This is a genomic window from Streptomyces sp. VNUA24, assembly GCF_029167005.1.
GTDB lineage: Bacteria > Actinomycetota > Actinomycetes > Streptomycetales > Streptomycetaceae > Streptomyces > Streptomyces scabiei.
Genome location: NZ_CP119143.1, coordinates 4,070,206 through 4,088,837 on the forward strand (window position 1 = coordinate 4,070,206; position 18,632 = coordinate 4,088,837).

The 18,632-nt window shown below is 72.0% G+C and carries 13 protein-coding genes; 5 read left to right on the forward strand and 8 right to left on the reverse strand.

All coding sequences use genetic code 11. From position 1 onward, the window contains the following. Window position 1: 1 nt before the first annotated feature. From PYR72_RS17005 to PYR72_RS17025, 5 genes are all read right to left on the reverse strand, one after another. Window positions 2–1,237, reverse strand: a complete 1,236-nt coding sequence (locus PYR72_RS17005) for a styrene monooxygenase/indole monooxygenase family protein (RefSeq protein ID WP_275456126.1) — start codon at window positions 1,235–1,237, stop codon at window positions 2–4. Window positions 1,238–1,296: 59 nt separating this feature from the next. Then, window positions 1,297–1,908: an ATP/GTP-binding protein gene (locus tag PYR72_RS17010; protein ID WP_275460434.1), complete on the reverse strand. Its 612-nt coding sequence runs from the start codon at window positions 1,906–1,908 to the stop codon at window positions 1,297–1,299. Window positions 1,909–2,125: 217 nt separating this feature from the next. Further along, window positions 2,126–2,650 (reverse strand): DUF742 domain-containing protein, encoded by a 525-nt coding sequence (locus tag PYR72_RS17015; RefSeq protein ID WP_275456127.1) that lies wholly within the window; start codon window positions 2,648–2,650, stop codon window positions 2,126–2,128. Then, entirely contained in the window at window positions 2,647–3,150 is a 504-nt protein-coding gene (locus PYR72_RS17020; RefSeq protein ID WP_275456128.1) for a roadblock/LC7 domain-containing protein, read from the reverse strand. Before PYR72_RS17020 ends, PYR72_RS17015 begins: the two co-directional genes overlap by 4 nt. Next, a complete protein-coding gene (locus PYR72_RS17025) occupies window positions 3,147–6,014 on the reverse strand; it encodes a nitrate- and nitrite sensing domain-containing protein (RefSeq protein ID WP_275456129.1) in 2,868 nt (955 codons plus the stop codon). Before PYR72_RS17025 ends, PYR72_RS17020 begins: the two co-directional genes overlap by 4 nt. Before the next feature lie 377 nt (window positions 6,015–6,391). On the opposite strand from PYR72_RS17025, the gene PYR72_RS17030 reads away from it, so the two are divergent. Further along, window positions 6,392–7,177, forward strand: coding sequence for a protein phosphatase 2C domain-containing protein (locus PYR72_RS17030; protein WP_275456130.1), 786 nt, complete (start codon window positions 6,392–6,394; stop codon window positions 7,175–7,177). 16 nt (window positions 7,178–7,193) lie between these two features. Here PYR72_RS17030 and PYR72_RS17035 read toward each other — a convergent pair whose 3' ends face one another. From PYR72_RS17035 to PYR72_RS17045, 3 genes are all read right to left on the reverse strand, one after another. After that, on the reverse strand, window positions 7,194–7,688 hold the full coding sequence (locus PYR72_RS17035; protein WP_275456131.1) for a MarR family transcriptional regulator: 495 nt from the start codon (window positions 7,686–7,688) through the stop codon (window positions 7,194–7,196). 161 nt (window positions 7,689–7,849) lie between these two features. After that, window positions 7,850–10,252 (reverse strand): endopeptidase La, encoded by a 2,403-nt coding sequence (gene lon, locus PYR72_RS17040; protein ID WP_275456132.1) that lies wholly within the window; start codon window positions 10,250–10,252, stop codon window positions 7,850–7,852. Between the two features lie 403 nt (window positions 10,253–10,655). Further along, the gene (locus tag PYR72_RS17045) at window positions 10,656–11,513 is read right to left on the reverse strand and encodes a rhomboid-like protein (protein WP_275456133.1); all 858 of its coding nucleotides are present in this window, start codon (window positions 11,511–11,513) and stop codon (window positions 10,656–10,658) included. A gap of 188 nt (window positions 11,514–11,701) precedes the next feature. Here PYR72_RS17045 and PYR72_RS17050 point away from each other — a divergent pair, with 188 nt between their 5' ends. From PYR72_RS17050 to PYR72_RS17065, 4 genes are all read left to right on the forward strand, one after another. Next, window positions 11,702–12,376: a spermidine synthase gene (locus tag PYR72_RS17050; RefSeq protein WP_275456134.1), complete on the forward strand. Its 675-nt coding sequence runs from the start codon at window positions 11,702–11,704 to the stop codon at window positions 12,374–12,376. 131 nt (window positions 12,377–12,507) lie between these two features. Beyond that, entirely contained in the window at window positions 12,508–13,245 is a 738-nt protein-coding gene (locus PYR72_RS17055; RefSeq protein ID WP_013000759.1) for a response regulator transcription factor, read from the forward strand. A 66-nt stretch (window positions 13,246–13,311) separates the two neighbouring features. After that, window positions 13,312–14,412: a HAMP domain-containing sensor histidine kinase gene (locus tag PYR72_RS17060; RefSeq protein WP_013000760.1), complete on the forward strand. Its 1,101-nt coding sequence runs from the start codon at window positions 13,312–13,314 to the stop codon at window positions 14,410–14,412. 434 nt (window positions 14,413–14,846) lie between these two features. Continuing rightward, window positions 14,847–18,608, forward strand: a complete 3,762-nt coding sequence (locus PYR72_RS17065) for a multifunctional oxoglutarate decarboxylase/oxoglutarate dehydrogenase thiamine pyrophosphate-binding subunit/dihydrolipoyllysine-residue succinyltransferase subunit (RefSeq protein WP_275456135.1) — start codon at window positions 14,847–14,849, stop codon at window positions 18,606–18,608. Window positions 18,609–18,632 lie beyond the last annotated feature (24 nt).

Consider the following 18,632-nt stretch of genomic DNA (forward strand, 5'->3'; position numbering starts at 1 on the left):
GCTACCCGCCGGAGACCTCGGAGAGATACGCCCGGGTCTTCTCCGCCTCGTAGAAGTACCCCTCGAAGTCCGCCGGATCGTCGAACCCATTGGCGAAACGATCCGCCACCACCGGCAGCCCCTCGGCCGCGTCCACCAGCTCCAGCACGTGCCCGGCCGGCGGCGCCAGCATGGTGTTGGTCCACTTGGTGGCCGGCCCCGCGACCTGCCAGAAGCGCTCGAACGTCCGCCGCATCCACGCCTCGTCGAACTCCCCGTCCCCGTGGTCGAGGATCGCCGCGAGGTAGACGGCCGCGCACTTGGTCGCCGCGTTCGCGCCCTGGCCGGTCAGCGGGTCGTTGGCCACGACGACGTCCCCGGCGCCCAGCACCGGGACGCCGCCGGGCAGCCGTGCGACCGGGTTCCGGACGACGGGGGTGTAGCGGCCGGTCAGGGCCGCTCCCGCGTCGGTCACCTCGGCCCCGGTGGCCCGCGCGTACTCCCAGGGGACGTACCGCTTCATCAGGTCGAGGGTCAGGGCGAGTTGCTCCTCGGCGCCGCGGACGCCGTCGAAGACGTCGAGCGGACCTCCGGGCAGGCCCAGCCAGAACAGGGCGTCGGCCCGGCCGGAGGTGGTGAGGACCGGCTGGACGACGAGTTCGCCGAGGCCGGGCACCAGGTTGCACCGGGCCGCGTCGAGCTCCGGGTGCTCGGGGCGCGGGCGCAGGCCGTGCACGTACACGGCGGCGAGCGAGCGCTGCGGCTCGGTGTGGGGCGAGCGGGCGGCGTCGCGGGCGAACATCCGCACCAGTTCGCCCTTGCCGGCGGTGACGAGCACGAGGTCGTAGACGCGGGAGAACCAGTCGAGGTCGGAGACCGCGGCGCCGTGGACGACCAGCTGACCGCCGCGCCGGGCGAAGGTCTCCAGCCAGCCGGCGATCTTGACCCGCTGGTCGACGGCCTGCGCGTACCCGCGCAGCCGGCCGACCCAGTCGACGGCGCGCTCACCGTCCGGCCCGGCGACGGAGACACCGACGCCCTCGATCCTCGGGGCCTGGGCCTCCCAGAAGTTCAGGCCGAGGTCGCGCTCGTGGCGCAGCGCCGAGTCGAACATGCACTGCGTGGACATGATCCGGCCGGCGCGTATCTCGTCGGGGGTCCGGTTGGACATCAGGGTGACCTCGTACCCGTGCGACTGGAGGCCGAGGGCCAGGTGCAGCCCGGACTGGCCGGCTCCGACGACGAGAATCTTCCGCATCCGGACAGGTCTCCTGGTTCGTCCGTGGCGTCCCGTGTGCCGCTCCCGTGCGGGAGGGACTACTCGGGGCTGAGGGATATCGCGTGCCCGCACAGCGCCAGCAGGGTCTCCATCGCGGAGGCCCGCTTGCGTGCGTCCATGATCATTACAGGTACGTGCGCGGGCACGGTCAACGCCTCCCGGACGTCCTCGGGTTCGTACCGCACACTGCCGTCGAAGACGTTGACCGCGACGACGTAGGGCAGCCCGCTGCTCTCGAAGTAGTCGAGCGCGGGGAAGCAGTCGTCGAGGCGGCGGGTGTCGGCGAGGACGACGGCGCCGATCGCGCCGCGCACCATGTCGTCCCACATGAACCAGAACCGCTCCTGGCCGGGCGTGCCGAACAGGTAGAGGACGAGGTCGTCGTCGAGGGTGATACGGCCGTAGTCCATGGCCACGGTGGTGGTGAGCTTGTCCGGTGTCGCGGAGAGGTCGTCCGTGCCGGCGCTGGCCTCGGTCATCAGCGCCTCGGTGCGCAGCGGGGTGATCTCGGAGACCGCGCCGACGAAGGTGGTCTTGCCGACGCCGAAGCCGCCCGCCACCACGATCTTCGTGGCGATGGGGGCCCGGCTGAGGTCGGACTGCCAGGGTTTCAGCTCTTCCTCGGTCTCGGGCCCGGCTTCGCTCGCCACGGTGTCGGCGAGCCGGTCGAGACCGCGGGACGCGGCGCGGGCGTAGCCCCCGGGCGGGGGCGTGTCCACATCGACGCCGGGTGCGCCGAGCCCGGCGCGCACGGCGTCGGCGTCGACACGGAAGGCGTCGGCGTCGACCTCGACGCGGGGGGCGTCGTCGTCGGCGCCCGGGGTGACGCCGGCCGGGGCGTCGGGGGTGACGCCGGCCGAGGCGGCGTCAGAGACGGCGGAGTCCACTCAGCACCCTTTCCAGCAGAGCGCGGTCCGGCTGTCCCGGGCCGTGACCTGTTCCGTACACACGGATCTTTCCCTGGTCCGCGAGATCGCTGAGGAGGACGCGGACCACACCGAGCGGCATCTTCAGCAGCGCGGAGATCTCCGCCACCGTCCGCATGCGGCGGCAGAGTTCGACGATGGCCCGCATCTCGGGCATCACCTTGGGCTGGGGTGAACCTGCCCCGCCGCCCGGCAGGTGGGCGGGTCCCCCGGCCGGGGCTTCGAGGACGGCGACGAACGTCTCCACGAGCAGGACGTGGCCGAAGCGGGTACGGCCGCCGGTGAGCGAGTAGGGGCGTACGCGGGCGGGTTTGCGGTCGCCGCCCCGCACGGGGAGCTTCACGGACTGCTTCCTCGCGCCCTTCGGCGGGCCCGGCCGCTTCGGCTTGCCGGGTTCGTGGGCGCGCGTCCTGTTCCTTCTGTGGCCCGGCCCGTGCGCCGGTCCCTGGCTCTGGCCGCCGGTCATCGCGGGCTCCCGGCCCCCTCGGCCTCCAGGGACTTGCGGAGTTCGCTGCGGAGTTCCGGGGTGAGGACGTGGCCGGCGCGGCCCACGAAGAGCGCCATGTGGTACGCCACCACGCTCATGTCGCAGTCGGGGGCGCCGTGCACGCCGAGCAGCGAGCCGTCGCTGATCGACATCACGAAGAGGCTGCCGGCGTCCATCGCGACCATCGTCTGCTTGACCGCGCCGGACTCCATCAGTTTGGCGGCGCCGATGGTGAGGCTGCCGATGCCGGAGACGATGGTGGCCAGGTCGGCGGCGGAGCCCCGGGGGCCCTGGGTCCGCTCCTGCGGCGCCCGGCGGGCCTCGGCGACCCTGCCGGGGTCGGAGGAGAGCAGCAGCAGGCCGTCGGAGGAGACCACCGCGACCGACAGCAGTCCCGGCACCTCCTCGACGAGGTTGGTCAGGAGCCAGTGCAGGTTGCGGGCTTCACTGCTCAGTCCGAAGGTCATGGGCGCGGTCAACTGCTTTCCTCCTCGGAAGTGCCCCCCGTGGTGTCAACTGCCTCTGTCCGGTACTCGACGGCCGCGGGCATCCGCGTCTCGCCCGACTGCTCGGCGATCTCCGCCTCGACGTCGCGGCGCCCCTCCTTGGCACCCTGGTGGAACCCGCCGAGCCGACGGCGCAGCTCGTCGGCGTTCACACCCCCGGCGCGAGGCGGGGGTGCCGTGGGCGTGGGCGCGGTGATCCTGGGTGTGCGCTTGGGCAGACCCTTGTCGGTGAGGCGCGGGGTCTCCTCGTTCCCCGGCCCCTCCGTCCCGGCCCGTGACACCTCCGTCGCGCGCGCCGCGTTCCCTTCGTCGGCGGCTCGCTCGTGGGTGTCGGGTTCGATCGTGTCCGGATCGTCGGCGTCGGTGCCGTCGGCGGCGACGGGGTCGTCGCTCTCCTCGCCGGTGCCCTTCCCCGGGGTCACCGGAGCGAAGAGCTCCATCGTCGTCTCGGACACGGACTCGGCCCCGGTCAGAGGGCCGGCGCCGGGTTCGTCGTCTTCCGGTACGACGTTCCCGGTGGTCTCGGCGGCTTCGGCGGCCGTCCCCACGGCCTCCCTCGCCAGCAGCGCCCGCTCGGCCGCCTCGATCAGCGGGTCGCCGTCGCCCTCGGGCTGGCGTACGGCGACCGAACGGCCGGGCAGGACGTTCGCGTTGGCCTCTGCCTCGGCACCCGGCAGGGAGAGCGAGGGCGTGAGCGAGGCCGGGGTTCCCACGGGCACGGCGGGCGTGGGGGCCAGCAGCGCCTTGGGCAGGACGACGAGCGCGAGGGTGCCGCCCGAGCCGTGCGGCTGGAGCCGTACGGGCGTGCCGAGCCGGTGGGCGAGGCGGGCGACGACGTACAGGCCGAGTCCGAGACCCTGGCCGTCCTCCTGCTCGTAGGGCGCCTCGGGGTCGAAGTCGCCGAGGCGGGAGTTGAGCCGGGCGAGCCGGTCGGGGGCGACGCCGATGCCGCCGTCCTGGACGGAGAGCGTGATCTCGCCGTCCCCCGTGGTCCGGCCCGAGACCTCGACGGTCGTCTCCGGCGGCGAGAACGAGGTGCCGTTCTCCAGGAGTTCGGCGACGAGGTGGCTGAGGTCGTCGGCGGCGAACCCGGCGACGTGCGCGCCCGGCGGCAGCGCGCCGATGCGGACGCGGTCGTAGCGCTCGATCTCGCTGACCGCGGCGCGGACGACGTCGACGAGCGGGACGGGGCCGGCGTGGTGCTGGACGTGCTCGTGACCGGCGAGGACGAGGAGGTTCTCGCTGTGGCGGCGCATGACGGTCGCGAAGTGGTCGAGTTTGAACAGCGTGGCGAGCCGGTCGGGGTCCTGCTCGCGCTCCTCCAGCGACTCGATGACGGCGAGCTGCCGTTCGACGAGGCCGAGGGAGCGCAGCGCGAGGTTGACGAAGGTCGCGTGGACGCTGTGCCGGACCTTCGTCAGGTGCGCGGTGGCGTCGGCGAGTTCGGCGCGCAGCCGGTCACGGTCGTCGGCCATCGTCTGGCGCTGGCCGATGAGGTGCTTGCGGTCGCCCTCCAGGGGCGCGAGCCGCTCGTGCAGGGCGACGGCGTGCGCGTGGAGCGCGTTGACGGAGCGTACGACCTGGGCGAACTCGTCGTTGCGTCCCGTGAACTTGACCGGTTCCTCGGTCGCCGGGTCCTTGGCGACCCGGGCGGAGCCGATGCGCAGCACGGCGAGCGGGCGGGTGAGGGAGCGGGCCATGCCGGTGGCGACGCCGACGGCGAGGAGCATCAGGGCGCCGAGCACGGCGACCCGGATCTCCAGCGCGGTGACGTCCTCGTCGCGCAGCTGGGCGAGGTCCTTGGTGCGCCGGTCGTACAGGGAGGACTCGGCGCCGCGCATCAGGTCCACGCGGGCGGAGAGCGCCGCGTCGACCTTCTTGACGCCGGTGCCCGCCTCGCGGGCGGAGAGCGTGGGCTGGTCGGTGAGGTCGGCCAGGTACGTGTCGGCGGCGGCGGCCTCGGGGCCGGTGACCGTGGCGTCGTACGAGGAGCGGCCGGCCGCGGGCGCGGTCTCGCGGAACTGGGCGAGGGCCGCGTCGGAGCGGACACGGGCCTGCTGGGCGGCGGCGGTGAGGGCGTCGCGCTGCTTCTCGTCGGCGGCGGAGACACCGGTCGTGGTGGTGGGCAGCCCGGTGGTGGGGTCGATGACCGTCTCGGTGGTCTTCGGGACGCTGAGCGCGGCGACGAGCAGTCCGCGGGCGGCGGCGGCCTGCTGGACGGCGGTGTCGAGTTCGGCGAGCGCGTGGGCGCCGCCGCCGGCGCGGGGCGGCAGCCGCTCGGCCAGCTCCTCGGCGAGGGCGTGGAGTTCGCCCACGACGGCGGTGTACGCCGTGTGCGCTTCGAGCGCGCTGCTCTTGCCGGTGAGCGCCGCCTGCCGTACGGCGGCGATGGACTCGGCGCTCTCGACCGTCTCCCGCAGCGCGGCGGAGCCGCCGGTGTCGGCGCGCAGCTCGGCGACCTGGGTGTCGACGCGGTCGCTGCGCTGCTTGCTGGGCTCGGCCGACGCGGGCCGTCCGGCGGCGATGTACGCGGTGACCTCGTCGCGCTCGTCGGCGAGCGCGTGCGCCAGGGTGAGCGTCTCCTGGGTCTGCCCGGCGAGGGTGACCAGGCTCTGGGTGTCGTGCAGTTGCTCCGAGGCGGCGAGGACGGAGGGCGCCCCGGCACCCGCTATGGCGGCGGCCACGACGGCCACGGCGACGATGAGCCGGTTGCGTACGTGAGCCTTCCGCCCGGTGCCGACGGCCGGGGCCTGCGCCGTCCCCTGCTGGTTCGGGGAGGCCGCGGGGGCCTTGGAGGCTGCCTGCTTGTCTGCGCGCCGAGGCCGCGTCTTCTGCACCGGTGCTCGCATTCCTGACTCGTGTACCCATGGGCCCGGGTGACGATCCGTCAACTCGTCAAATACGGCCGTCCCCCCGGTACGGCTCCCGACCCTCCCAGTGCCGGTGGGCAGCGGTCCCGCATCATCCGTCCCGCCACCCGAAGGAGTGAACATCGCCGGGGAGTTGGCGAGCAAGTTCCCCCGGCTCGCGGCGATGCCCCGCACGTCGGGCCGGTTGGACGTCGGCGACGCGCTTTGACAGTATTCGCCGCCGCGCTTCACCGCTCACGATCATTCCATGCCAAACCCGGCGGTCCCCGGGGAGGGTCCGGGTCGTGCGGCGACCGTGGCCGGCCTCCCACGAATCCCGTGACGGGCTCGTGCAGACTGGCCGAATGCGCACCGAACTGGTCTCGGAGCCCGGCGACCCCCTCCGCCCCAACGAGGACTTCGCGTCGGTGGCCCTGCCCGCGGGGGGACAGGGCGGCGCCCTCGTCGTGCTGGACGGCGTGACGCCACCGCCCGACGACTTCGGCTGTCGACATTCGGTCGCATGGTTCACTTCCCGCCTCGGCGGCACCCTGACCGAACTGTCCGTTTCGGAGCGGGATTCGCCCTTGTCCGACGTGCTCTCACAGGCCATCTCCCGTACCGCCCGGGCCCACGTCCAAACCTGTGACCTTTCTCACCCACGCACACCACAGGCCACAGTGGCCCTGGCCCGCTGGTCGCCGACGGCCGTGGAGTACCTGGTGCTGTCGGACTCCGCCCTGCTGCTCGAACGGACGGACGGCACGGTGACGGCCGTCCTGGACGACCGGCTGTCCCTGCTGCCCCCGGCCGCCCGGGCCACGGCCGCGATCGTCGACTCGACCGTGCGCAACCGTGAGGGCGGCTTCTGGACGGCGGCCGCCGATCCGGCGGTGGCGGCCCGGGCGGTGACGGGGGCCGTCCCCCGGGCGGAGGTGCGGTCGCTCCTCGCCCTGACGGACGGGGCGAGCCGCTGGGTGGAGACGTTCCGCGAGGGCGACTGGACGGCCTGCCTCACCCTGGTCCGCAAGGTGGGGGCGCACGGTCTGGTGCGGCGGGTGCGGGAACTCGAATCCACCGATGTGGACCGCGCGTTCCTGGGCCGCGCCAAGCGGCACGACGACGCGAGCGTGGTGTTCGTGCGGGAGTGAGGGCGGCCCGCGCCGCTCAGCCCTCCACGCCGCGGTTCAACTGGTGCAGAAGATGGGCCAGTTGGGCCACCTCGTCCCGGTCCCAGCCCGCGAGCTGCCGTACGTAGGCGACCCGGCGGGCGTCCCGGACGGCACGGAACCGGGCCCGGCCCTCCTCCGTGAGGTGGACGAGCCAGGCGCGGCCGTCGGCGGGGTCGGGTTCGCGGGCGATCAGGCCGAGGTGTTCCAGGGCGCGCAGTTGACGGGACATGGTGGCCTTGCCGACGCCGATGTAGGCGGCGAGTTCGGTGGCGCGCAGCCGGCCGGCCTCGTCGAGGCGGGCGAGGAGGCCGTAGGCGGCGGACTCCAGGTCGGGGTGGACGGCACGGGCCATCTCCCCGGACTTGGCGCGGGCGCGCCGCAGCAGGACCGTCAACTCCCGCTCCAGCGCCAGGAACGCCTGGTCCATGGCGCCCGCCGGCACATCGGCCCCGAGACCGCCGCCGTCGCCGTTTCCGCCCTCGTCGTGCACGTCAGCGCTCCCGCTTTCCGATGTCCGGTACCTGCGGGTCAGTATTTCGCAGGTCGGGGCGGCACACCGTCCAGGTCGCCCGCGGGTCCGGCGGGGCTGGTCGCGCAGTTCCCCGCGCCCCTGAAAAGCCGGGGCTGCGCCCCGGCTTTTCAGGCCCGCCGCTACGCCGCCACCGGCACCTCCACCCCCGCCGGGGCGAGCGCCAGCTCCAGGACCTGCCGGACGTCGGTGACGGCGTGGACGTCGAGCTTGTCGAGGACCTCGGCGGGCACGTCGTCGAGGTCCGCCTCGTTCCGCTTCGGGATGATGACGGTGGTGACACCGGCCCGGTGCGCGGCGAGCAGCTTCTGCTTCACCCCGCCGATGGGCAGCACCCGTCCGGTCAGCGACACCTCCCCCGTCATCGCCACGTCCGTGCGGACCAGCCGCCCGGACAGCAGCGAGGCGAGGGCCGTCGTCATGGTGATGCCGGCGCTCGGGCCGTCCTTGGGGACCGCGCCCGCCGGGAAGTGGATGTGCACGCCCCGGTCCTTGAGGTCGGCGACGGGCAGCTCCAGTTCCGCGCCGTGCGAGCGCAGGAAGGAGAGCGCGATCTGCGCCGACTCCTTCATCACGTCACCCAGCTGGCCGGTGAGCGTCAGTCCCGCCGCGCCCGTCTCCGGGTCGGCGAGGGACGCCTCGACGTAGAGCACGTCGCCGCCCGCTCCGGTGACCGCGAGCCCGGTCGCGACACCCGGCACCGCCGTCCGCCGCTCCGCCGGGTCCTGGGCCGACTCGGGCACGTGGTGCGGACGCCCGATGAGGGCGCGCAGATCGCCGTCGGTGACCGTGAACGGCAGCTCGCGCCGCCCCAGTTCGTGCTGGGCCGCGACCTTGCGCAGCAGCCGCGCCACGGACCTCTCCAGGTTGCGGACACCCGCCTCGCGCGTGTACTCGCCGGCGAGCTTGCGCAGCGCGCTCTCGTCAAGGACGACCTCGTCGGCGCCGAGCCCGGCCCGCTCCAGCTGACGGGGCAGCAGGTGGTCCCGGGCGATGACGACCTTCTCGTCCTCCGTGTACCCGTCCAGCCGGACCAGCTCCATGCGGTCGAGCAGGGCCTCGGGGATCGCCTCCAGCACGTTGGCCGTGGCGAGGAAGACGACGTCGCTCAGGTCCAGCTCGACCTCCAGGTAGTGGTCCCGGAAGGTGTGGTTCTGGGCGGGGTCGAGGACTTCGAGCAGGGCCGCGGCCGGGTCGCCCCGGAAGTCGGAGCCGACCTTGTCGATCTCGTCGAGCAGGACGACGGGGTTCATGGACCCGGCCTCCTTGATGGCACGCACGATCCGCCCGGGCAGCGCCCCGACGTACGTACGCCGGTGCCCGCGGATCTCCGCCTCGTCCCGTACGCCGCCGAGCGCGACCCGGACGAACTTGCGCCCCATCGCGTGCGCGACGGACTCGCCGAGGCTGGTCTTGCCGACGCCGGGCGGCCCGACGAGCGCGAGCACGGCACCGCCGCGCCGCCCGCCGACGACCCCGAGCCCGCGATCGGCACGCCGCTTCCTGACGGCCAGGTACTCGGTGATGCGCTCCTTCACGTCCTGCAGCCCGGCGTGCTCGGCGTCGAGCACCCGCTGGGCGCCCCGGATGTCGTACGCGTCCTCGGTCCGCTCGTTCCAGGGGAGTTCGAGCACGGTGTCGAGCCAGGTCCGGATCCATCCGCCCTCGGGGGACTGGTCGCTGGAGCGCTCCAGCTTGTCGACCTCCTTGAGCGCGGCCTCCCGTACGGTCTCGGGCAGATCGGCGGCCTCGACACGCGCGCGGTAGTCGTCGGACTCCTCGCCGTCCTGTTCGCCGTTGAGTTCCCGCAGTTCCTTGCGGACGGCTTCGAGCTGGCGCCGCAGCAGGAACTCGCGCTGCTGCTTCTCCACGCCCTCCTGGACGTCCTTGGCGATGGTCTCGGCGACGTCCTGCTCGGCGAGGTGGTCCCGCAGCTGCTGGGTGGCGAGCTTCAGCCGGGCGACGGGGTCGCCGGTCTCCAGGAGCTGGATCTTCTGCTCGGTGGTGAGGAACGGCGAGTATCCGGAGTTGTCGGCGAGGGCGGACACGTCGTCGATCGCCTGGACCCGGTCCACGACCTGCCAGGCGCCGCGCTTGCGCAGCCAGCTGGTGGCGAGGGCCTTGTACTCCTTGGCGAGTTCGGCGACCTGGCCGGGCAGCGGCTCCGGCACGCTCTCGTCGATGCTCGTGCCCTCGACCCACAGGGCGGCGCCGGGCCCGGTCGTCCCGGCCCCGATCCGCACCCGGCGCACCGCGCGGATGAGCGCGCCGGGGTCGCCGTCGGCCAGCCGTCCGACCTGCTCGACGGTCCCGAGCACACCGGTGCCCGTGTAGGCCCCGTCGATCCGCGGCACCAGCAGCACCTTCGGCTTCCCGGGCTCGGCCCGCGCCGCCGCCTGCGCGGCCTCCACCGCGGCCCGTACATCCGTGTCGTTGAGGTCCAGCGGCACCACCATTCCCGGCAGCACGACCTCCCCGTCGAGCGGCAACACGGGCAGGGTGAGCGGTGCGGACGTCGAAGCCATGATCTCTCCCTCGGCAGTCAAGTTGAGCTATGCCGACTCAATGCACATGAGCCGAGGAATGTTCCCCGGGGGAGGAGACGTTCGCTGTGGGCGATCAGCGGGGCGGGGAAGGGGGTGGAACGGAGGTCGCGGGGGGGTGGGCCTGGGGCGAGGTGGCGCCGGCGCCGGAGGGACGGACTCCCGCATGGCCGTTCGTCCACGCGGGCCCGGCGTCCCACGTCGTCGGGCGGGCGCACCGGCCGGGGCGACGGGGCCCGCCTCGCCCCAGGGGCCTGCACGCGAGCCGAGGTCGACGGACACCCGCACGGCCCGGACTTGCCGGATGCCCGCCCATCCCCGGCGCGACGGCCCCTCGTACGGCCCCGGAGTGACGGGGCCTCACCCGAACCGGGAGCCACGGGCGTCAGCGCGGATCCGGGCGACAGCCGTCCTCCGCCTCGGCCCCCCGGCGGTCCCGGTCCGTCCGTCGCCAGTGGCGTACGAGTGGCCAGGTCGCCACGCCGATCGCCAGGGACAGCACGTGCCCCCAGTTCGTCATCGGGTCCGTGTAGGCGATCAGGTCGTCCAGCAGCATGCCGGAGAACAGCAGCAGGAGGGGCCACCGCAGCCACGGCGTCAGCAGCCCCGCCAACGCGCCCACACACGCCGCCACACCGAAGCTGATGCCGTAGTCGAGGCGGTGGAGGGAGCTGCCGGGAAGGTGGCCCGCCACCACCGCGAACCCCACCGGGACCTCCGTGGCCAGCGTGGCGAGGACATGGCCCAGCAGGAAGACCGCGGCCGTGCGCCGGCCGCCGATCCGGCGCTCCAGCGCGGTCAGGACCAGCAGGAAGGCCACGGCGTACGGGGACGCGACCCCGCCCGCGACCCACAGCGCGCTCGCGGACAGCACGAGCGCCGGGGCCAGGACCAGGTGGGCCACGTCCGTGCTGGAACCCTGGTGGAGCGCGTGCACCACGGCGGGATCGGCGTACTCGGCCACGGCCGAGGTGACCACCAGGACGCAGGCGTAGAAGAAGGTGAAGGGCGTACCGACGGGGGTGGGGAGCAGGCGCCAGGGCCGTGGGAGCCGCGAGCGCGCACCCGGGGCGATCACGGGTCCCGCGCGGCCCGCGCACTCCCGTTCCGCGTCCGGCACCCGCGCCGACACCGCGCCCGGCTGCCGCGGAATGCCGTCGAGGACGGGCCCGCTCCCGCTCACCGACGGCCGCACCCCGGCCCCGGCCGCCCGCGCCCCGGCCTCCAGGTTCTCCCCATCCAACGTGAGGCGCTCCTTCCGTTTCGCCCCACCCTCGACGCTCCGATACGCCCCTGTCTGTGACCTCCGCCACCCTCGCCCGGATTCACAGCGATTCGACAGCCGCGACGCCCCGGCGGCAGCCGTGCGCGCCCCGCGCCCGCCGCCGAAAAACGACGGCCCCCGCGCGGCACACGGGTAAGGATGGACGCATGCCCATCACCGACGAACCCGAAGTCATCGACCGGCGCGAGGGCCCCTACGGGGAGGTCGTGCTCCGCAGGCACGGGGAACTGCTGCAGATCATCGCCAACGGCTGTTTCCTGATGGACACCTCGGACGGCCGCTCGGAACGGCTGCTGGTCGACGCCGCCCTCGACGCGCTGGACGGCCGTTCCCGGCCGAGTGTGCTGATCGGCGGGCTGGGCGTCGGCTTCTCGCTCGCACACGCGGCCGCGGACCTCCGCTGGGGAACGATCACGGTCGTCGAACGCGAACCCTCCGTGATCGAGTGGCACCGGGCGGGCCCGTTGTCCGTGGTGTCCGCGCGGGCGCTGCGGGACGCGCGCACGGCCATCGTGGAAGCCGATCTCGTGGCGTACGTCAATGAGACATCCGACACGTTCGACGCGCTGTGCCTGGACATCGACAACGGGCCCGACTGGACCGTCTCCGAGTCCAACGGAAACCTGTACTCACCTGCTGGATTGGCAAGCTGTGCAAGGGTGTTGAGGCCGGGCGGGGTGCTGGCCGTGTGGTCGGCGCAGCCTTCTCCGGAATTCGAGGAAACCTTGCGGAATGCCGGGTTCCAACAGGTGCGTACCGAAGAGATCGAGGTTGCCCGGGGAGTTCCGGACGTGGTGCACCTCGCGGTCCGACCTGGATAGCCGCGGTGCGGTGACTGCCCGTACCCTGCTTGCCTGACGCCGATCATTCAAGCGTCAATCGCAGTCATGCGCAGCCATGCGTAGTCAAGGGATCACCCCACGGATTCCGGAAAGCAACACAGGGGCGGGCGATGGAGCAGACACACACCACCCACAGCGGCACCACGGCGACCCCGGGCGCACAGCGCCGGGTGCTGGTGGTCGAGGACGACCCGACGATCGTCGACGCCATCGCGGCCCGTCTGCGCGCCGAGGGTTTCGTCGTGCAGACCGCGACCGACGGGCCCGCCGCCGTCGACACCGCGGAGGCGTGGCAGCCCGACCTGCTGATCCTCGACATCATGCTGCCCGGCTTCGACGGCCTGGAGGTGTGCAGGCGCGTCCAGGCCCAGCGGCCCGTCCCCGTGCTGATGCTCACCGCCCGGGACGACGAGACGGACATGCTGGTCGGGCTCGGCGTCGGCGCGGACGACTACATGACCAAGCCGTTCTCCATGCGGGAACTGGCCGCCCGCGTGCACGTCCTGCTGCGCCGGGTGGAACGGGCCGCGCTGGCCGCCACCACCCCGCGCTCGGGCATCCTGCGCCTCGGCGAGCTGGAGATCGACCACGCGCAGCGCCGCGTCCGGGTGCGCAGCGAGGACGTGCACCTCACGCCCACCGAGTTCGACCTCCTCGTGTGTCTCGCGAACACCCCGCGTGCCGTACTCTCGCGCGAACAGTTGCTCGCCGAGGTGTGGGACTGGGCGGACGCGTCCGGGACGCGGACCGTGGACAGCCACATCAAGGCGCTGCGACGGAAGATCGGCGCGGAGCGGATCCGCACGGTGCACGGCGTGGGGTACGCCCTGGAGACCCCGACTCCCTGATCCCGTGCCGGCGCACCGCGTACGCGGGCATACCCAGGCACACAGGGACAGAGGGCTGGTGGCGTCATGAGCGGAGTCGGTGACCCGGGGTCACGCAAGGGCGCGGGACCGCTGAGCGGTCTGCGTCCCTTCTCGATCAAGACGAAGCTCGGCGCGCTCGTCGTCATCTCGGTCCTGATCACGACCGGTCTGTCGATGATCGCCGTGCACACCAAGACGGAGCTGCGCTTCATCACGGTGTTCTCGATGATCGCCACACTCCTGATCACGCAGTTCGTCGCGCATTCGCTCACCGCCCCCCTGGACGAGATGAACGCGGTGGCGCGGTCCATCTCCCGCGGCGACTACACCCGCCGGGTCAGCGAGAACCGCCGGGACGAGCTGGGCGACCTCGCCCACACGATCAATCTCATGGCCGACGAGCTGGAGGCGCAGGACCGTCAGCGCAAGGAGCTGGTGGCGAACGTCTCCCACGAGCTGCGCACCCCCATCGCGGGCCTCCGGGCGGTCCTGGAGAACATCGTGGACGGGGTCACCCAGGCCGACCCCGAGACGATGCGGACGGCCCTGAAGCAGACCGAACGCCTGGGGCGGCTGGTGGAGACCCTGCTGGACCTCTCGCGCCTGGACAACGGCGTGGTCCCGCTCCGCCGCCGCCGCTTCGAGGTCTGGCCGTACCTCTCGGGCGTCCTCAAGGAGGCCCAGATGGTCTCCTCGGCCCGCGGGGGGATCACCTCCGGCTCCGGCAACCACACCCGCACGGACGTGCATCTGCACCTGGACGTCCATCCGCCGGAGCTGACCGCGAACGCCGACCCGGAACGCATCCACCAGGTCGTCGCCAACCTCATCGACAACGCGGTGAAGCACAGCCCGGCGCACGGCCGCGTCACGGTGAAGGCCCGCCGCGGCCCCACCACCGACTCCCTGGACCTGGAAGTCCTCGACGAGGGCCCCGGCATCCCCGAATCCGAGTGGCACCGCGTCTTCGAGCGCTTCAACCGCGGCGCCGTCAGCTCCCCGCACGGCCCCGGCAGCGACGGCGGCACCGGACTGGGGCTCGCCATCGCCCGCTGGGCCGTGGACCTGCACGGCGGCCGTATCGGCGTGGCCGAGTCCCCGAAGGGCTGCCGTATCCGGGTGCTCCTACCGGGAGGAAACGGATGAGCGGGGCAGGGACGGCCGCGGGCGGAAAATCCGCTGATACCCACATCATGCATGGCTGAATCCCCTCGCCATTGCCGAATATCGCTCATCCTCCCGGTGCTTACATCTCCCCCAAGTTGACGTAAAGTTCGAAGCGGAGCGACAAGATCCACGGCGGTTCCGCGCAGCCGGACACGTGTGATCAGGTGCGTTCGGACCGAGGGCCGCGTGCACATATCCGCAGGCCCCGCCCGACGCATGCCCGGTGTGCACCCCCCAGCCCGATTCCGGACCGGAACCACGCTTGTTTCCCGCCATTTCCACCCCCGAAACGCGCTTTCCGATGTGACTTACGCGACGAAGAGCGGACTCGGCCTGACCTTCACGGCCACGGGGGCGTAGCCTTGATTCCCGCTGTCCATCACCTTGTGAAGCGGAAGAGGGCGGTTGCCGCCGTGTCGCCACAGTCCCCCAGTAACTCGAGCATCTCGACCGACGCAGACCAAGCGGGTAAGAACCCCGCCGCGGCGTTCGGTCCGAACGAGTGGCTCGTCGACGAGATCTATCAGCAGTACCTCCAGGACCCGAACTCGGTAGACCGAGCCTGGTGGGACTTCTTCGCCGACTACAAGCCGGGCGCACCTGCCGCCTCGGCTCCGGTGAGCACCGCGGCCGCGGCACCCGCTGCGCCGGCCCAGGCCGCTCCCGCGGCTCCGGCCGCGCCCGCGCCGGCGGCCCCGAAGCCCGCCGCCGTTCCGGCACCTGCCGTCGCGAAGCCCGCGGCCGCCGCGCCCGCACCGGCCAAGCCGGCCGCCGCGGCCCCCGCGAAGCAGGCCGCGCCCGCCGAGGGCCCGGAGCTGATCACGCTGCGCGGCCCCGCCGCCGCGGTCGCGAAGAACATGAACGCCTCCCTGGAGCTGCCCACGGCCACGTCCGTGCGCGCGGTCCCGGTGAAGCTGCTGTTCGACAACCGCATCGTCATCAACAACCACCTCAAGCGCGCCCGGGGCGGGAAGATCTCCTTCACGCACCTGATCGGCTACGCGATGGTGCAGGCCATCAAGACGATGCCGTCGATGAACTGGCACTACGCGGAGAAGGACGGGAAGCCCACCCTCGTCAAGCCGCCGCACGTCAACTTCGGCCTCGCCATCGACCTGGTGAAGCCCAACGGCGACCGCCAGCTGGTCGTCGCGGGCATCAAGAAGGCCGAGACGCTGAACTTCTTCGAGTTCTGGCAGGCCTACGAGGACATCGTCCGCCGCGCCCGTGACGGCAAGCTGACGATGGACGACTTCACCGGTGTCACGGTCTCCCTGACCAACCCCGGCGGCCTCGGCACCGTCCACTCGGTCCCGCGTCTGATGCCCGGTCAGTCGGTCATCATGGGCGTCGGATCCATGGACTACCCGGCCGAGTTCCAGGGCACCTCGCAGGACACCCTGAACAAGCTGGGCATCTCGAAGGTCATGACGCTGACCTCGACGTACGACCACCGGGTCATCCAGGGCGCCGCCTCCGGCGAGTTCCTGCGGATCGTCGCCAACTACCTGCTCGGCGAGGGCGGGTTCTACGACGACATCTTCGAGGCCCTGCGCATCCCCTACGAGCCGGTCCGCTGGCTCAAGGACATCGACGCCAGCCACGACGACGACGTCACCAAGGCCGCCCGGGTCTTCGAGCTGATCCACTCCTACCGGGTCCGCGGCCACGTCATGGCCGACACCGACCCGCTGGAGTACCGCCAGCGCAAGCACCCCGACCTGGACATCACCGAGCACGGGCTCACCCTGTGGGACCTGGAGCGCGAGTTCGCGGTCGGCGGCTTCTCGGGCAAGTCCCTGATGAAGCTCCGCGACATCCTCGGCGTGCTGCGCGACTCGTACTGCCGTACGACCGGCGTCGAGTTCATGCACATCCAGGACCCGAAGCAGCGCCGCTGGATCCAGGACCGCATCGAGCGCCCGCACTCCAAGCCGGAGCGCGAGGAGCAGCTGCGCATCCTGCGCCGGCTGAACGCGGCGGAGGCCTTCGAGACCTTCCTGCAGACGAAGTACGTCGGCCAGAAGCGCTTCAGCCTGGAGGGCGGCGAGTCCGTCATCCCGCTGCTGGACGCGGTCATCGACTCGGCGGCGGAGTCCCGTCTCGACGAGGTCGTCATCGGCATGGCCCACCGCGGCCGGCTGAACGTCCTGGCGAACATCGTCGGCAAGTCGTACGCGCAGATCTTCCGCGAGTTCGAGGGCAACCTCGACCCGAAGTCGATGCACGGCTCCGGCGACGTGAAGTACCACCTGGGCGCCGAGGGCACCTTCACGGGTCTCGACGGCGAGCAGATCAAGGTCAGCCTGGTCGCGAACCCCTCGCACCTGGAGGCCGTGGACCCGGTCCTGGAGGGCGTCGCGCGCGCCAAGCAGGACATCATCAACAAGGGCGGCACGGACTTCACCGTCCTGCCGGTGGCCCTGCACGGCGACGCGGCCTTCGCGGGCCAGGGCGTGGTGGCCGAGACCCTGAACATGTCGCAGCTGCGGGGTTACCGCACCGGCGGCACGGTCCACATCGTCATCAACAACCAGGTCGGCTTCACGGCGGCTCCCGAGTCGTCGCGTTCCTCGATGTACGCCACCGACGTGGCCCGCATGATCGAGGCCCCGATCTTCCACGTGAACGGCGACGACCCGGAGGCCGTGGTCCGCGTCGCGCGGCTGGCCTTCGAGTTCCGTCAGGCGTTCAACAAGGACGTGGTGATCGACCTCATCTGCTACCGCCGCCGCGGTCACAACGAGTCGGACAACCCGGCCTTCACCCAGCCGCTGATGTACGACCTGATCGACAAGAAGCGCTCGGTGCGCAAGCTCTACACCGAGTCCCTCATCGGTCGCGGCGACATCACCCTGGAAGAGGCCGAGCAGGCGCTGCAGGACTTCCAGGGCCAGCTGGAGAAGGTCTTCACGGAGGTCCGCGAGGCCATCGCGCAGCCGGCGGCGTCCGCCGACGCCGACGCCCCGCAGGACGGCTTCCCGGTCTCGGTGAACACCGCGATCACCGCGGAGACCGTCAAGCGCATCGCCGAGTCCCAGGTCAACGTCCCGGACCACATCACCGCCCACCCGCGTCTGCTGCCGCAGCTGCAGCGCCGTGCGGGCATGGTCGAGGACGGCACGATCGACTGGGGCATGGGCGAGACCCTCGCCATCGGCTCCCTGCTGCTGGAGGGCACTCCGGTCCGCCTCGCCGGTCAGGACTCGCAGCGCGGCACCTTCGGCCAGCGTCACGCGGTGATCATCGACCGTGAGACGGGCGAGGAGTTCACGCCGCTGATGTACCTCTCCGAGGACCAGGCGCGGCTGAACGTCTACAACTCCCTGCTCTCCGAGTACGCGGCGATGGGCTTCGAGTACGGCTACTCGCTGGCCCGTCCCGAGTCCCTGGTGCTGTGGGAGGCGCAGTTCGGCGACTTCGTCAACGGCGCCCAGACGGTCGTGGACGAGTTCATCTCGTCGGCGGAGCAGAAGTGGAACCAGACGTCCGGCGTCACCCTGCTCCTCCCGCACGGCTACGAGGGCCAGGGCCCGGACCACTCGTCCGCCCGCCCGGAGCGCTTCCTCCAGATGTGCGCGCAGAACAACATGACGGTCGCCATGCCGACCCTCCCGTCGAACTACTTCCACCTCCTGCGGTGGCAGGTGCACAACCCGCACCACAAGCCGCTGGTCGTCTTCACCCCGAAGTCGATGCTGCGTCTGAAGGCCGCCGCGTCGAAGGCGGAGGAGTTCACGAGCGGCGAGTTCCGCCCGGTCATCGGCGACAGCTCGGTCGACCCGAACGCGGTCAAGAAGGTCGTCTTCTGCGCCGGCAAGGTCTACTACGACCTGGAGGCCGAGCGTCAGAAGCGCGGCATCACCGACACGGCGATCATCCGTATCGAGCGCCTCTACCCGCTGCCGGGTGCCGAGGTCCAGGCGGAGGTCAACAAGTACCCGAACGCCGAGAAGTACCTGTGGACGCAGGAGGAGCCCGCGAACCAGGGCGCCTGGCCGTTCATCGCCCTGAACCTGATCGACCACCTCGACCTCGCGGTCGGCGCGGACGTCCCCCACGGCGAGCGGCTGCGGCGCATCTCGCGCCCGCACGGCTCGTCGCCGGCGGTGGGTTCGGCGAAGCGGCACCAGGCCGAGCAGGAGCAGCTGGTGCGTGAGGTGTTCGAGGCGTAACCGCGCTCGACGAAGGCACGCGGC

Coding starts and splice junctions, on each gene's coding strand:
- PYR72_RS17005 (WP_275456126.1), bottom strand. CDS start 1,237: ATGCGGAAGATTCTCGTCGTCGGAGCCGGCCAGTCCGGGCTGCACCTG.
- PYR72_RS17015 (WP_275456127.1), bottom strand. CDS start 2,650: ATGACCGGCGGCCAGAGCCAGGGACCGGCGCACGGGCCGGGCCACAGA.
- PYR72_RS17030 (WP_275456130.1), top strand. CDS start 6,392: ATGCGCACCGAACTGGTCTCGGAGCCCGGCGACCCCCTCCGCCCCAAC.
- lon (WP_275456132.1), bottom strand. CDS start 10,252: ATGGCTTCGACGTCCGCACCGCTCACCCTGCCCGTGTTGCCGCTCGAC.
- PYR72_RS17050 (WP_275456134.1), top strand. CDS start 11,702: ATGCCCATCACCGACGAACCCGAAGTCATCGACCGGCGCGAGGGCCCC.
- PYR72_RS17055 (WP_013000759.1), top strand. CDS start 12,508: ATGGAGCAGACACACACCACCCACAGCGGCACCACGGCGACCCCGGGC.
- PYR72_RS17060 (WP_013000760.1), top strand. CDS start 13,312: ATGAGCGGAGTCGGTGACCCGGGGTCACGCAAGGGCGCGGGACCGCTG.